The sequence below is a fragment of the Caloranaerobacter longqiensis genome, from assembly GCF_050286925.1.
In the GTDB taxonomy this organism is placed as follows: domain Bacteria; phylum Bacillota; class Clostridia; order Tissierellales; family Thermohalobacteraceae; genus Caloranaerobacter.
On record NZ_JBFWFX010000009.1, the window covers coordinates 44,906 to 60,331 of the forward strand.

The 15,426-nt window shown below is 29.9% G+C and carries 10 protein-coding genes; 1 reads left to right on the forward strand and 9 read right to left on the reverse strand.

Annotation, left to right across the window (positions count from 1 at the left end; translation table 11 throughout):
* Positions 1-294: 294 nt before the first annotated feature.
* The 3 genes from AB4Y15_RS08900 to uvrB are packed head-to-tail and all read right to left on the reverse strand — an operon-like array spanning position 295 to position 6,986.
* Positions 295-2,160: a YgiQ family radical SAM protein gene (locus AB4Y15_RS08900; protein WP_427339842.1), complete on the reverse strand. Its 1,866-nt coding sequence runs from the start codon at positions 2,158-2,160 to the stop codon at positions 295-297.
* A gap of 11 nt (positions 2,161-2,171) precedes the next feature.
* Positions 2,172-4,997, reverse strand: a complete 2,826-nt coding sequence (uvrA, locus tag AB4Y15_RS08905) for an excinuclease ABC subunit UvrA (RefSeq protein WP_427339843.1) — start codon at positions 4,995-4,997, stop codon at positions 2,172-2,174.
* A gap of 9 nt (positions 4,998-5,006) precedes the next feature.
* Positions 5,007-6,986: an excinuclease ABC subunit UvrB gene (uvrB, locus tag AB4Y15_RS08910; RefSeq protein ID WP_427339844.1), complete on the reverse strand. Its 1,980-nt coding sequence runs from the start codon at positions 6,984-6,986 to the stop codon at positions 5,007-5,009.
* A gap of 396 nt (positions 6,987-7,382) precedes the next feature.
* Between uvrB and AB4Y15_RS08915 the strand changes: the two genes are divergently transcribed.
* Positions 7,383-8,945: a hypothetical protein gene (locus AB4Y15_RS08915; RefSeq protein WP_427339845.1), complete on the forward strand. Its 1,563-nt coding sequence runs from the start codon at positions 7,383-7,385 to the stop codon at positions 8,943-8,945.
* Positions 8,946-8,973: 28 nt separating this feature from the next.
* On the opposite strand, the gene AB4Y15_RS08920 is transcribed toward AB4Y15_RS08915, so the two are convergent.
* The 6 genes from AB4Y15_RS08920 to AB4Y15_RS08945 all read right to left on the reverse strand — a co-directional run bounded on the left by AB4Y15_RS08920 (position 8,974) and on the right by AB4Y15_RS08945 (position 15,405).
* Positions 8,974-10,206 (reverse strand): PDZ domain-containing protein, encoded by a 1,233-nt coding sequence (locus AB4Y15_RS08920; protein WP_427339846.1) that lies wholly within the window; start codon positions 10,204-10,206, stop codon positions 8,974-8,976.
* Positions 10,207-10,275: 69 nt separating this feature from the next.
* On the reverse strand, positions 10,276-11,502 hold the full coding sequence (locus AB4Y15_RS08925; protein ID WP_427339848.1) for a S41 family peptidase: 1,227 nt from the start codon (positions 11,500-11,502) through the stop codon (positions 10,276-10,278).
* A 115-nt stretch (positions 11,503-11,617) separates the two neighbouring features.
* The gene (locus tag AB4Y15_RS08930) at positions 11,618-12,742 is read right to left on the reverse strand and encodes a murein hydrolase activator EnvC family protein (RefSeq protein WP_427339849.1); all 1,125 of its coding nucleotides are present in this window, start codon (positions 12,740-12,742) and stop codon (positions 11,618-11,620) included.
* Positions 12,743-12,759: 17 nt separating this feature from the next.
* A complete protein-coding gene (gene ftsX, locus AB4Y15_RS08935) occupies positions 12,760-13,656 on the reverse strand; it encodes a permease-like cell division protein FtsX (protein ID WP_427339850.1) in 897 nt (298 codons plus the stop codon).
* Entirely contained in the window at positions 13,646-14,332 is a 687-nt protein-coding gene (gene ftsE, locus AB4Y15_RS08940; RefSeq protein ID WP_427339851.1) for a cell division ATP-binding protein FtsE, read from the reverse strand. Before ftsE ends, ftsX begins: the two co-directional genes overlap by 11 nt.
* Before the next feature lie 104 nt (positions 14,333-14,436).
* Positions 14,437-15,405 carry a PucR family transcriptional regulator gene (locus AB4Y15_RS08945; RefSeq protein WP_427339853.1) on the reverse strand — a complete coding sequence of 323 codons (969 nt, stop codon included), beginning with the start codon at positions 15,403-15,405 and terminating at the stop codon, positions 14,437-14,439.
* Positions 15,406-15,426 lie beyond the last annotated feature (21 nt).

A 15,426-nucleotide genomic window follows, 5' to 3' on the forward strand; every position in this document is an offset into this window, starting at 1 on the left:
ACCTCTTACTATACATAATTATCCTTTAGCTTGTTGACAAAGTTAATCTTTAAAAAAATACATGAAAATGAAAGCGAATGCTTGAAAGAATTTAGTAAAAAAACTAGGTGAAAATTTTGAAGAAAATCCGTAGGTTTGACAGGATGTCAAACCAGCATCCTACAAAACAGGACGTCTTGATTAGGTGCGTTAGGATTTTCTAAAAATTTGAACCTTTAGTTTTTTCTAAATTCTTTCGCATGAGCGTTATTTTCATTAGTATTTTATTAGTATTTTATTTTGTATACAATTTTATCATCTTTTTCTTTTCTTCCTAGTTTTATTGTTTTGTTTCTTATTTTTATATTTACTATTTTTCAATGTGTCTTTTCCTCTGGGTTTAATCAAGCATTTTTTTGAATATCCCACTAAATCTAATCTATTAGTCATTTTAAGTGCTTCATAGACTAAATCGTAATTTTCTGGTTTCTTAAATTGCATCAAAGCCCTCTGCATAGCTTTTTCATGTGGAGATTTAGCAACATACACTTTTTTCATAGTTCTTGGATCAATTCCTGTATAGTACATACAAGTAGACAGAGTCCCTGGAGTCGGGTAAAAATCTTGTACCTGCTCTGGCATATATCCCAAAGTGTTTAGATATTCTGCTAATTCGACTGCATCTTTCAATGTTGAACCGGGATGACTAGACATAAAATAAGGTACTATAAATTGTTCTTTCCCAATCTTTTTATTTATTTTATTGAAAGTATCAACAAATTTAAAATAAACTTTTTTATCAGGCTTGCCCATCATAAATAGTACATGTGATGATATATGTTCAGGTGCAACTCTTAACTGTCCACTTATATGAAATTTACAGAGTTCATGGAAAAATTCTAAATCTCTGTCGTAAATTAAATAATCATACCTTATCCCTGACCTTATAAAAACTTTCTTAACACCTTTTATTTTCCTTAACTTTCTTAACAGTTCCAGATAATCTCTATGGTCAATATATAGATTTTTACATGGTGTAGGGAACAAACACTCTTTATTTTTACATACTCCATGTTTTATTTGTTTTTCACAAGCTCTATGTCTAAAATTAGCTGTTGGCCCTCCTACATCATGTATATATCCTTTAAAATCAGGTTCTTTTACAAATCTTTCTGCTTCTTTAACTATTGACTCATGACTTCTAGCTTGAACTACTCTTCCTTGATGAAATGCAAGTGCACAGAAATTGCAGTTTCCAAAGCATCCTCTGCTACTAGTCAAACTAAACTTAATCTCTTCAATTGCAGGAACACCACCATATTTTTCGTAAACAGGGTGATACGTTCTGGTATAAGGTAAATCATAAATATCATCTAATTCAAGTTGATCTAATGGCTTTGCAGGTGGATTTTGTACTATATAAATATTTCCATAAGGTTCGACTAATGTTCTACCATTTATATAATCCATATTTTGATATTGTATTTTAAAACTCTCTGCAAATTTTAATTTATTCTTAGTTATTTCTTCAAATGAAGGCAGAATAATAGGTTTATATGGTCTGCTTAAATCATTCGTCTTGTAAACAGTTCCTCTGACATAAGTTATTTCATTAATAGAAATACCACTATCTAATGCCTCTGCTATTTCAATAATCTGCCTTTCTCCCATTCCATAGACTAATAAATCTGCTTTTGCATCTAATAAAATTGAACGTCTAACCTTATCAGACCAATAATCATAGTGGGCTAATCGTCTAAGACTAGCCTCAATACCTCCAAGTATTATAGGTACATCTTTATATGCCTCTCTAGCTTTGTTGGCATATACTATTGTAGCTCTATCGGGCCTTAATCCTATTTTACCACCTGGAGAATATACATCTTTTTTCCTTCTCTTTTTTGCTACTGTATAGTGATTCACCATTGAATCTATATTTCCACTCGTTATTAAAAATGCAAGTCTAGGCTTCCCAAGTTTCTTAAAGTCATCAATACTCTTCCAAGAGGGCTGAGCTATAATTCCAACCTTATAACCATATCTTTCTAACAATCTACCAATTATTGCACTTCCAAATGAAGAATGGTCTACATATGCATCTCCTGTAATTAATATAAAATCAAGTTCATTCCAACCTCTTTTTTTCATATCCTCTTTCGTAATAGGTAAAAACTCTTTCATAATACCATTCCTTATCTTTCAAGTATTTTTTTCAGAAACTTCCCTGTATAAGACTCTTTTACTTTGCAAATCTCCTCAGGTGTTCCTTGAGCTACTATAGTTCCACCCTTATCTCCACCTTCTGGTCCTAAATCTATTATATAATCAGCAGTTTTTATAACATCTAAATTATGTTCAATTACTAATACTGTATTTCCTGTATCAACTAACTTGTTTAATACATTTATTAATTTGTGTATATCAGCTATATGAAGTCCAGTAGTTGGCTCATCTAAAATATATAATGTCTTTCCTGTGCTTCTTTTACTTAATTCTGTTGCCAGTTTGATTCTTTGCGCTTCCCCTCCTGATAATTGAGTCGAAGGCTGACCTAATTTTATATATCCTAGTCCAACATCGTACATAGTTTTTAATTTATTCTTTATCCTTGGTATATTATCAAAAAACTCTAATGCTTCTTCAACTGTCATTTCTAATACATCAGATATCGTCTTGCCTTTATATTTAACTTCAAGAGTTTCTCTATTATACCTTTTACCTTTACATACTTCACATGGAACATATACATCAGGCAGAAAATGCATCTCTATCTTTATTATTCCATCACCTTTACAAGCCTCACATCTTCCACCCTTAACATTAAAGCTAAATCTGCCTTTTTTATAACCTCTCATTTTAGCTTCAGGAGTCATAGCAAATACGTCTCTTATAAAATCAAATACACCAGTATATGTCGCTGGATTTGACCTTGGTGTTCTTCCAATAGGAGACTGATCTATATTAATAACTTTGTCTATATGCTCTATCCCTCTTATTTCATCATGTTTTCCTGCCTTTTGTTTACCTCTGTGCAGTTGCTGAGAAAGTCTTTTATATAATATTTCGTTTACTAAAGTACTCTTACCAGAACCCGATACCCCCGTAACACATACAAACACACCTAAAGGAATTTTAACATCTATATTTTTCAAATTATGCTCTTTAGCTCCAATAACTTCTATCCATTTACCATTTGGCTTTCTTCTGGTCTTAGGTACTTCTATTTTCTTTTTACCACTCAAGTACTGACCAGTTATTGATTTTTCACATTTTTTAATATCCTCAACAGTCCCTTGAGCAACGACTTCACCACCATGAACTCCAGCACCTGGTCCAATATCTACAATATAATCTGCACTATATATCGTATCTTCATCATGTTCAACTACTATTAAAGTATTCCCCAAATTAGTCAAATTCTTAAGCGTTTTAATTAGTCTGTCATTATCTCTTTGATGAAGTCCTATACTCGGTTCATCAAGTACATATAGAACTCCAACCAAGCTAGAACCTATCTGTGTTGCAAGTCTTATTCTCTGAGATTCTCCTCCCGATAGAGTTCCAGCACTTCTAGAAAGAGTTAAATAGTCTAATCCTACGTCTACTAAAAACTTCAATCTTTCTTTGATTTCCTTTAAAATCTGATTTGCTATATATTTTTGCCTTTCATCAAGCTCTAGTTTATCAAAAAACTCTAATGCTTGTCTAACAGATAATTCAGTAACTTCTGCTATATTTAATCCTCCAACAGTTACTGCTAAACTCTCTGGTCTTAGCCTAGTACCATTACAGTGAGGACAAGGATTTACACTCATATAGCTTTCAATTTTCTCTCTCATATAATCTGAAACAGTTTCTTTATATCTTCGTTCAAGATTGTTAATAATACCCTCAAACGGAGCTTTATAAGTCCTTATCCCTCCAAATCTACTCTCATATTTAAAAGTAATACTTCTATTACCAGTTCCATATAATAGCTCTTTTATAAACTTTTTCGGTGCATCCTTAATTGGTGTATCCAAATCAAATCCATTATATTCGGCTATAGCCTTAAATATCTTGTAATAATAAGTGTCCTCTGAAGTGCTGTTAAAAGGAGCTATTGCTCCTTGATTAATGGACAAATTAGGATTAGGAATTACAAGTTCAGGATCAACTTTCTTATAACTACCCAATCCATTACAATATGGACACATACCATAGGGACTGTTAAAAGAAAACATTCTAGGTGATAATTCTTCTATACCTATTCCGCAATCTACACATGCAAATTTTTGACTAAACAGCATCTCTCTTTCATTAACAACATCTATAATAACTATACCTTCACTTAATTTTAATGCAGTTTCTAAAGAATCAGCTAATCTATTTTGAATATCATCTTTAATCTTTATCCTATCAACAACTACTTCAATTGTATGTTTTTTGTTCTTATCAAGTTTTATATCTTCATTTATATCCCTTATTTCACCATCTACTCTTACTCTAACAAATCCTTCTTTTCTGATATTTTCAAAAACCTTTTGATGCTCACCTTTTCTCCCACGTATAACAGGAGCTAAAACTTGAATTTTAGTACCATTTTCTAAATCTAAAATCTGGTCGACCATTTGATCTATTGTTTGAGATGTTATGACTTTACCACATTTAGGGCAATGAGGAATTCCTATTCTAGCAAATAATAAGCGTAGATAGTCATATATTTCAGTAACAGTTCCTACTGTTGACCTAGGATTTTTGTTAGTAGTTTTTTGGTCAATAGAAATTGCAGGTGAAAGTCCTTCTATATAGTCTACATCTGGTTTCTCCATTTGCCCTAAAAACTGTCTTGCATAAGCCGATAAACTCTCAACGTATCGTCTTTGCCCTTCTGCATAAATAGTATCAAATGCTAATGAAGATTTCCCAGAACCACTTAATCCTGTGAAAACTACAAATTTATTTCTAGGTATTTCTAAATCTATATTCTTTAAATTATGCTCTCTAGCTCCCTTTATAATTATTTTGTCCTTTGACATATCTTCACCTCATCTGTTAAGCTTTTCTTTTAATTCCTTAATTTTATCTCTAAGCTCAGCTGCTCTTTCAAACTGCAATTCTTCAGCAGCCTTCATCATCTCTGTTTCAAGTTTCTTTATCAATTCAATTATTTCACTATCACTCATTTTCTTATCATTGTCAAAACCGTATTTATCCTTATCCTCAGCAACTTTTGTCGCTTCTATGATATCTCTTATACCTTTTCTTATAGTTTGTGGTGTTATACCATGTTTTTTATTATACTCCATTTGTATAAACCTTCTTCTATTTGTCTCATCTATAGCTCTTTTCATAGATTTAGTAATAGTATCAGCATACATTATAACTTTTCCTTCTGCATTTCTTGCTGCTCTACCTATTGTTTGAATCATAGATGTCTCTGACCTTAAAAACCCTTCTTTATCAGCATCTAAAATTACTACTAAGGATACTTCTGGTAAATCTAAACCTTCCCTCAATAAATTTATACCAACTAAAACATCAAATTTACCAAGTCTTAAATCTCTTATTATTTCCATTCTTTCAATTGTATCTATATCCGAATGTAGATAAGTAACCTTAATGCCTATTTCTTTTAGATACTGCGTCAAGTCTTCAGCCATTTTCTTTGTTAAAGTAGTTATTAAAACTCTCTGGTCTTTTTCAATCCTTAAGTTTATTTCCTTAACTAAATCATCAATCTGCCCATCTGTAGGTCTTACTTCAACTTCTGGATCAAGTAAACCTGTAGGACGTATAATTTGCTCAACGATTTTCTGTGAATGCTCTAATTCATAAGGGCCAGGTGTTGCACTTACATATATTACCTGATTAATAAGTTCTTCAAATTCTTCAAACTTCAATGGTCTGTTATCATAAGCAGAAGGCAATCTAAACCCATGCTCTATTAACGCTTTTTTTCTAGACCTATCCCCAGCATACATTGCTCTTATCTGAGGTATTGTAACATGCGATTCATCTATTATCATTAGAAAATCATCTGGGAAATAGTCAATAAGCGTATATGGTTTACTACCCGGTGGTCTTCCACTAATATGCCTTGAATAGTTCTCTATTCCCTGACAGTATCCCATTTCTCTAAGCATTTCAATATCATACATCGTTCTCTGCTGAAGCCTTTGAGCTTCTAAAAGTTTGCCTTGTGCTTTAAACTCATTTAACCTTTCTTTGAGTTCCTCTTCAATACTCTTAATAGCCCTTTCTATTTTTTCCCTTGATGTTGCATAGTGAGATGCAGGGAATATGGAAACATGATTTCTTATACCTATTATTTCTCCTGTAAGTGCATTTACTTCTACTATTCTATCAATTTCATCTCCAAAAAACTCTATTCTAACTGCATTTTCATTTGAAGACGCCGGAAAAACTTCAACGATATCGCCTCTTACTCTAAATGTACCTCTTACAAAGTTAATATCATTTCTCTCATACTGGATATCTACTAATTTTCTTATAACTTCATCCCTATCCTTAATCATCCCAGGTCTAACCGATAAAACTAGATTTTCATAGTCAATTGGATCTCCTAATCCATAAATACACGATACACTTGCAACAATTATTACATCTCTTCTCTCAAATAATGCAGCTGTTGCTGAGTGCCTTAATTTATCTATTTCATCATTTATAGAAGCATCTTTTTCTATATACGTATCGGTCTGGGGAACATAGGCTTCTGGCTGGTAATAATCATAATAACTAACAAAATATTCTACCGCATTTTCTGGAAAAAATTCTCTAAATTCGCTGGCTAATTGAGCTGCAAGTGTTTTATTGTGAGCAATTACTAAAGTTGGTTTTTGCACTCTTTCAATTATGTTAGCCATTGTAAAAGTCTTACCCGAACCAGTTACTCCTAATAATGTTTGATGTTTTAATTTGTTATTTATCCCATCTACCAAGGCCTCTATTGCCTTGGGCTGATCTCCCGTTGGTTTAAATTCAGATTTAATCTTAAATCGCCCCATTATTTCACCTCTATTAAATAATATCCTAAATTTCAAGAACGCTTGTTCGCTTTAATTATATATTTTTATATTTTTCAAGTCAATAGATATTATTTTTGCAAAAATAGATACAAGGGGACGGGTTCTTCTGTTTCCTTTTGGATACACTAAAACCGTCCCCTTGTATCCTTTTCAATTATACTTGACTGGTAATATTATACAATATTTTAAAACTAAAGTCAAAATTCAAATTCTAGTTATATCATCTTTAAATTCCATTTCCCTTAATTCTCCTATTTAAAACTTAAGAAACTTATATTCTTAGGTTATTCTAATTTATAAAATCTAATTTTAAAAATAGGAAGGGCTTATTTCGTATTTGTCGAATAATATAAAGTGAGATTGGGGGGTTGTATTATGAAAAAAGCATTTTTAATTCTATTTGCCTGTATTACCCTAAGCGGGTGTAGCTATAAAACCAAAATAGAGATTAATAACAAAAAAGAAGCTAATATAGCTATAGAAAGAACGATAGATTTTACAGTAGAAAAATCTTCTCTTACAAAAGGTTTCCAAACTATTCTACCTCAAGTAGAAATATTAAATTCTGATAATTCTCCTAAAATATTAGTAAATTTAGGAGTCGTTGAATGTGCTGATGTTATTATTGATAAAATAACGCTATTTAACAATGAAATAATAATTTATACAACTCGGATATTATCTACTGAAAATAACGATATTGTAGTTCCTCAATTAATTATTAGGTTTGATAATATGGACGTCAGCGAATTAAATAATAAATCTTTTAAAATTATTGGCACAAATTACAAACCTATTAATCTAACTTTTAATGAAAATGAAATATTAAGCAAAATTTATGCAGAACTTAAAATAACACCAAGTTCTGCACCAAAAATATTTTTGGTAAAAGAAAATAATAAATTAGTTTGGAAAATACACCTTAACAATGTCTTTGACAGAACGCTTTCTAATAATCTTTTAACTGATTTAACAGTTAAAGTAGACTCCGACACAGGTAAAATTACCCATTTAGAAAAAAAAATAATTTCAAAATACTGTGGAGAAGGAAAAATATTGGATTTATCAAACAAATTGCTAATTTATAGTGAATATAGTACTAATGAAAATAATGATGAACCTTATCAGTCTTTGAATGCATATGAATTAAAAACAAATACATCTAGTAAGATATACTCTACTCATAATATTATAAAGACAGTTAAAATAAACAGTAATTCCGATTATATAGCTGTCATTGAAGATACAGGAAATTTTTCAGAATTGATATTAATAAATTTAAAAAATAATATCGTTCAAAAAATACAAAATACTGACTTCTTAAACATAGATAATATAATCTGGAAAGATAATAAACTTTACTTTTCTTGTACCGATAAGAACAGTTCATCAGTATATTCGTACAATGTTGAAAATAATAAAACAAATAAAATTGTGGAATTAGATAAAAAAATTAACGGGTTTGATATCTATAATAATAATTTGATTTTTACTGAATTTAATGATAGTACAAAAAATTTTAATATATATTTAAAAACAAAAGATGAATTTAAAAAAGTTGCTGAAGGTTTTTCAATAAAATTTATAGACAAACAACATATAGCATTTCTGAAATATGATGAAAAATACGGTAAAAATATTCTAAATGTATTAGATTTAGTTAATGGAAATATAGATAGTTTGAATGATTTTGATGTTGAAAAATATTCTATTATAGACAAAAATCAAACAATATTACTCGTAAGAAAAATAATTGATTCAGAATTTAGCTTATATAAGTATAATATAAATGATAAAAGCTATGAAAAAATATCTGATTCTATATCAAAAAATACTTTCTATAATGGTAACGTTAAACAAATTTTTATTGATGTCGATCCTTCTTTTCACAATGGAATAAATAATAGAATATATGCTATAAATTTGCAAAATAAATAAAATTTAAGGAGCAGAACATCTGCTCCTATTATTTGTCTATGAATTTTTTCCTTAATTTCATAAGTGGACTTTCTATTTCTTTTACTACAAATGAATAAGTCGAATATCTCGGGATTGTCAAAATTCCCAGTTTTCTTACGCCGTAATTATAATCCATATACTCTTTAGTATGATATTCCCCATTTCTATCTATATATTCAATCCATATGTATGCTGGATAGCTCAATAAAACATACTGAATTTCATCTTTACTATTCACAGGATTGCCATTAACAGAAATTATTATATCTCCTGACTTTAATCCAATCTTTTCTGCAATTTCATTTGGCATTACATCTAAAATTTTTACTCCAAATTCTGGACATTCAAATTTAGGTTTTCCCCTCTTTTCCTTAGCCCTACCTAGCTGTATTAACCCTTCATGTGCTAAAGGCCCAAATAATGCAGCTATATATTTAAATGCATAGACATAAGTTGATATAACAGATAATATTATTAATAAAATACTATATATAGACAAGTTTCTAGCAGATTCCTTCACTTTATTTTCAGGATAGTCGCTGACAGCCATATCACCATATCCCAAAGCTGCAATAACTCCCATCATTACATATGTTATATTATCTGTATTAAATAATATATTCTCAGGCCTAAATAATGGCCACCAATTAGGCATATTTACACCATCACTACTAATCGTTCCTCCAACTGTCAATAATACTATAAAAGGAATAGGCCAAAATCTCATCATATTGAATCCGCCTACTATTTTTTGGTCTCTCTCAATATATATTGGTATTTTTGTCGAATCACCATCTACTAAAATCAAAAAACTTTCTATTAAATGTAAAATACCAACAATGGCCATTATACTTGATACATTCACTTTTGGATAACCAAATATTAAATATGATAAAGATATAATACCTCCTGCATATGAAAAACAAATAAATCGAGGATGGATTAACATCAAAACAACTGCTAACAAAAATATGTATTTAAAATCGTTAGCTTGTATTGTAACTCCTAATAAAATAATGATTAAACTTCCCAAAATACCTCCTAAAGTACCATTTACCATAGATGAAAAAATTCTCATAAGATTTGATTTTTTGTTTATACCCAATATCTTTTTTTCCATTTTACCAATCTTTTTATATTGGAAATATAATAAAATTATTATCCCCCAATATACTGGATTTAAAAACACTTGTAATAGCGTTAAAACTAATAGGTATAATATCTCTAATATTTTTATCATAAAGAACACTCCAATATCAAATATCTATTCCCATATACAAATAATAACCATTAGAATAACTAATGGCTATTATTTTATTTTTGACTTAATTATTTCTATAGCTTTTTTAAGCTGTATATCTTCTTTAATATTATCTACTCCTATCCTCTGAACATCTTCAGGAAGCTCAACAATTACATCAGGAGTTATCCCTATACCGTGAATATTAGTACCATTAGGTGTAAAATACTCTGAAACTGTTAACTTAAACCCAGAACCATCACTTAACGGCTTTATTCTTTGAACTATTCCTTTACCAAATGTCTTAGTACCTACTAAAATCCCCGTTTTAGTATCTTTTATAGCACCTGCTAGTATCTCTGAAGCACTTGCACTACCACCATTTACAAGTAGCACTAAAGGTAAACCTAATTTCTTAGAATCAGATTTTAAATACTCTCTTTCTTTATTTTTCGTTTCTGTATAAACAATAACTCCTTTTCCCATAAGCTCATCTGCTATCTGCGCACATTCACTTAATAATCCACCTGGGTTATTTCTCAAATCTATAATTAATCCTTTCATCCCTTTATTTTTAAGGTTATTTAGATGTTTTTTGAAATCTTCATAAGTCAATTCATCAAAAGACACTATCCTAATATAACCAATTTTATTTTCCAACATTTTTGATTTTACAGTTTTTAATCTTATCTCTTCCCTAACTATATTTAGATCAATAAATTTATTATTTCCATCTTTATCTGTTCTAAGAATAGTAATATTTACACTAGTACCCGGTTTTCCCTTCATCAATTTAACAGCATCATCCATCTTATCAGCAGTAAATTCTTTTCCATTTACTTTAATTATCTTATCTCCTGTTTTTATTCCCGCTCTCTCTCCAGGAGTATCTTCTATAGGTGATACTACAGTAATTAAATTGTCCTCTCCAGGAGTTACTATTACGCCAATCCCTTGGTAAGTTCCTTTTGTATGTTCCATAAAATCAGCGAACTCTTCTTTAGTCATATATACCGAATAAGGATCTCCTAAAGCCTCAAACATACCTTTTAACTGTCCCTCTAATAAATCCTCTTCGTCTACATCTTTCAAATAATTTTTCTTAATAAAATTCTCTAGTGCCATAACTTTACTATATTTCTCATAAGTTGCTACCAAATCTTCATAATAGTCTTTTGTAATTACAACTTTATCCTTTATTGTAATCTGAATCATATTACTAATAGTAAAAGTAAGTAAACTTGAAAGTATAATAATTATAATAGCTCCATACAATGCCTTTCTTCTTGTTATCATCAATATTTCACCTCGTAAAATATTCTAGTATTTTATTTTATTAAACATATGTAAACATTATACCACCATAGCCAGTTTTTTTCAAAAAGTTAAATAAGCAAGCGTATCCACTTGCTTATTTACCTTTTACCCATGGTAATGGATCCACAACTTTACCATCTCTTCTTACTTCAAAGTGCAAATGTGGACCAGTTGAATACCCTGTACTTCCTGCTTTAGATATAACTTGTCCTTTTTCAACTTTTTGCCCTTTCTTTACTAATAAACGAGAGTTATGTGCATATAATGTTGAAATCCCTCCACCATGATCTATCCAAACTACCTTACCATATCCTCCAAGCCATCCAGCATACTGAACGACACCTTTATTAGCTGCTACTATTTTACCACCTAGAGGAACTGCTATATCTATACCTGTATGAAGCTTTTTCTTCTTAAGAATAGGATGTATTCTATAACCAAAGTAAGAAGTTATTCTGTAATAACCCGGTGCTGGCCATAGCATCTTACCTCCAGCGTATTTAGCAGCTATCTGTTCTCTCCTTATTTTCTCTTCTAATTTCTTTGATAGCTTAATCAATTCGTCTTCTTGTTTTTCAAGTTCATTAATATTTTTCTTTAATTCCTTCATCATACTTTCTTTTGCTCTAGTAGCAACTAACAGCTTACTTTTTTTGTCTTCCATTTTCCTCTTTATGTTCTCTACCATGTTTAACTGATTTTCTAAAGTTTTCTTTTTAGTTGAAATAATCTCTCTCTGCTCCTTCATATACTTAAGCATATTTACATCATGAGCTATTATCCTCTTTACCATATCTAATCTTGAAAAAAAATCACTTATATTCTTAGACTCTAAAAGTACTTCTAAATATCCAATAGTTCCATTTTTGTATATAACTCTTAATCTCGAGTTTAAAATATCATTTTTAGCCTTAATATTATTTTCAGCCTGCAAAAGCTCATTCTTCGTAACCTCAATATTGGCATTAAGTTCTTTTAATTGATTTTCTACTTCTTGCAGCTCTCTATCAGCCTTATCAATCTGCTCATCTAACTTCTTTATTTCTCTTGATACTCTATTATATTCATCTTTATTTTGTTTCAATTCTTCTCTTATTTTCTCTAACCCTTTATTAACCTCTTGTAATTTCTTCTTATCTTCGCTAGATCCATAAACAAAAGATACATTTATCAGCAATATAATGATCAACAGAAATGATATCTTTCTCCTACAATCCAATAGCCTGTCCCCCCTTTTTACACATTAAGGAACTTTCTTAAAGATACAATACTACCCAAGACACCTATTCCGATACCAATTGCAGTAAACATAATTATTATGTCATCAAGTATTTCATAGTACGGAATCATATATACCGTAAATAATACATACAATTTTTCATTAACAACTAAAAATAAATATTTGTAACTAAAACAAACCACCAATATAGCTAAAATCGAACCAATAGCTCCAAGAAAAATACCTTCCAGAATAAATGGACCTCTTATATATCCATTTGTAGCACCTATATACTTCATAATATTTATCTCTCTTTTCCTAGCTGCTACAGTAAGCTTTATTGTATTAGAGATTATAAATATCGACACCAAAATCAATATACTAATAACTACAAGCCCACCGACTCTTATAAAATTCGATATAGTAACCATTTTTTCAACAATATCTTTATAATATTTTATATCTTCAATTCCTGTCAGACCATTTATACGATTAACTACATCTTCTGCATACTTAATATCTTTAAGTTGTATTATATAAGAGTTAGGTAATGGATTTTTTTCTAATCCTTCAAGTAAATACGCTTCATTGCCCCATTCCTTTTTTAATACCTCTAAAGCCTGTTCTTTAGACTGATAAATAACGGCTAATACTCCATCTAGTTCTCTTAACTTTTCTCCAATCTTCTCAATCTGTTCTTCATTTATATCATCTTCAAGATAAACTTGTATTTCATCAAATTGCTCTTTTGTCATACTAGTTAAGTTATTTATATTTAATACAATCACCAATACAATACCTAAAATAATTAGTACCGACATAACAGAACCAATAGATGCTAAACTCATCATTCGATTTCTCCACATACCAACAAAGCCCTGTTTAATGATGTTTTTAAATAGTCTAAACTTCATAATCGTACACACCCTTCAACTCATCTTTTACAACTCTTCCTTTTTCTAGTGCTATAACTCTTCTTCTCATAGCATTTACTATATCTCTCGCGTGGGTGGCCATAAGAACCGTAGTTCCCCTTCTATTTATTTCTTTTAGTAATCCCATAATTTCCCATGCTGTGTCAGGATCAAGATTCCCTGTAGGTTCATCTGCAATTAAAACCGTTGGTCTATTAACTAAAGCTCTCGCTATTGAAACTCTCTGCTGTTCACCACCAGATAATTGGTCTGGATAACTATGGGCTTTATTACTCAATCCAACCATACTCAACACCATAGGTACTTGTCTTCTTATTTCTTTTGATGAACTTCCTACTATTTCCATAGCAAATGCCACATTTTCATAAACTGTTTTATTCTTTAATAATCTAAAATCCTGAAATACTACCCCTATATTTCTCCTAATATAAGGTATTCTTCTATTTTTAACTTTTGTAATATCCATATTATTGAGATATATCTTACCATCTGTAGGATCTTCTTCTTTTAAAAGTAATTTTATTAATGTGGATTTACCAGCACCACTTGAACCAACTATAAAAACAAATTCGCCTTTATCTATGTGAATATTTATATTCGACAGTGCTTTCACACCATTACTATATTCTTTACTAACATTTATAAAGTCTATCATTTTATCACTCCAGTCTTTTTCTTGCGTTCTCAGTAATTCAATTCGACACAATACTTATATTTCCTTCATAATTTTTATTCCAAATATAGGTAAGTAGTATCAATTTATTTATCTAAAGTTTTATATATCAACAATAATAGATAAAATTCTAAAGCATCGCTGAAATTTCTCAAATTAAACCCTGTATCTTTTTGTATCTTATCTAACCTGTATATTAATGTATTTCTATGAATATATAATTTTCTTGCAGTTTCACTAATATTTAAATTACACTTTAAAAAATACATTGCAGTTTTGATTTCATCAGAACTTAACTTCTGTATACCGTATTTTAAAGTTTCATCATAAATACTTAATAACGATTTTTCATCTATTTGAGATAATATTCTATATACTTTGAGCTTTTCATAATAATATATATTTTCTGGAATATTAAACTTACGTCCTAGCATCAAAGCAGTTTTACTTTCCTGATAAGCTTTTTTTATATTAAGGGGAGAATTAGTCGAACTTACTCCAATTCCAACTTTTCGCAGAAGTTCTGTTTCAATGGCCTCTACGATTTGTATTAAAGTTTCTGTAATTTCTTTTGTATTCTGAATAATAATTCCAAATAAACCTTCATCTAATCTACAAAATATAACATTGTCATCTACTATATTCTTAACAATTGTAGCAATATCTGAATTTTCTGTTTCATCATAGCTCTTTATAATTGCTACTACTAACTCTTTATCTAATTCTATTCCAATATTTTTTAAAATTCTTTTTGTTCTTTGCTCATCTAAATCCTCAAAAAACAAACTTCTAACATCTTCATTTTGTTTTTTTATATCACTAATACTTATATCCTCTAAAATTATCTTTATCAAAGCTTTTTCTCTATCTGTCAATTCAACATCATGCTTTACAAATAAATAATATTCTTCACCATCTAACATAAAATTACATATATATTCTACATTATCTGCCAAAATTTCTTTCTTGTCCACTTCATTAACTAATAGTACATTTTCTCCAATAATTCCACTTATTTTGTTTAATATTCGTTCAATCTTTTGTTTTGTTGACATAATATCACCTATTTTATATTA

What these genes read in the sequence shown, in the direction of transcription:
- AB4Y15_RS08920 (WP_427339846.1), bottom strand. Translation starts at nt 10,206, where the DNA reads ATGATAAAAATATTAGAGATATTATACCTATTAGTTTTAACGCTATTA.
- ftsX (WP_427339850.1), bottom strand. Translation starts at nt 13,656, where the DNA reads ATGAAGTTTAGACTATTTAAAAACATCATTAAACAGGGCTTTGTTGGT.
- AB4Y15_RS08945 (WP_427339853.1), bottom strand. Translation starts at nt 15,405, where the DNA reads ATGTCAACAAAACAAAAGATTGAACGAATATTAAACAAAATAAGTGGA.
- AB4Y15_RS08925 (WP_427339848.1), bottom strand. Translation starts at nt 11,502, where the DNA reads ATGATAACAAGAAGAAAGGCATTGTATGGAGCTATTATAATTATTATA.
- uvrB (WP_427339844.1), bottom strand. Translation starts at nt 6,986, where the DNA reads ATGGGGCGATTTAAGATTAAATCTGAATTTAAACCAACGGGAGATCAG.
- uvrA (WP_427339843.1), bottom strand. Translation starts at nt 4,997, where the DNA reads ATGTCAAAGGACAAAATAATTATAAAGGGAGCTAGAGAGCATAATTTA.
- AB4Y15_RS08915 (WP_427339845.1), top strand. Translation starts at nt 7,383, where the DNA reads ATGAAAAAAGCATTTTTAATTCTATTTGCCTGTATTACCCTAAGCGGG.
- ftsE (WP_427339851.1), bottom strand. Translation starts at nt 14,332, where the DNA reads ATGATAGACTTTATAAATGTTAGTAAAGAATATAGTAATGGTGTGAAA.
- AB4Y15_RS08900 (WP_427339842.1), bottom strand. Translation starts at nt 2,160, where the DNA reads ATGAAAGAGTTTTTACCTATTACGAAAGAGGATATGAAAAAAAGAGGT.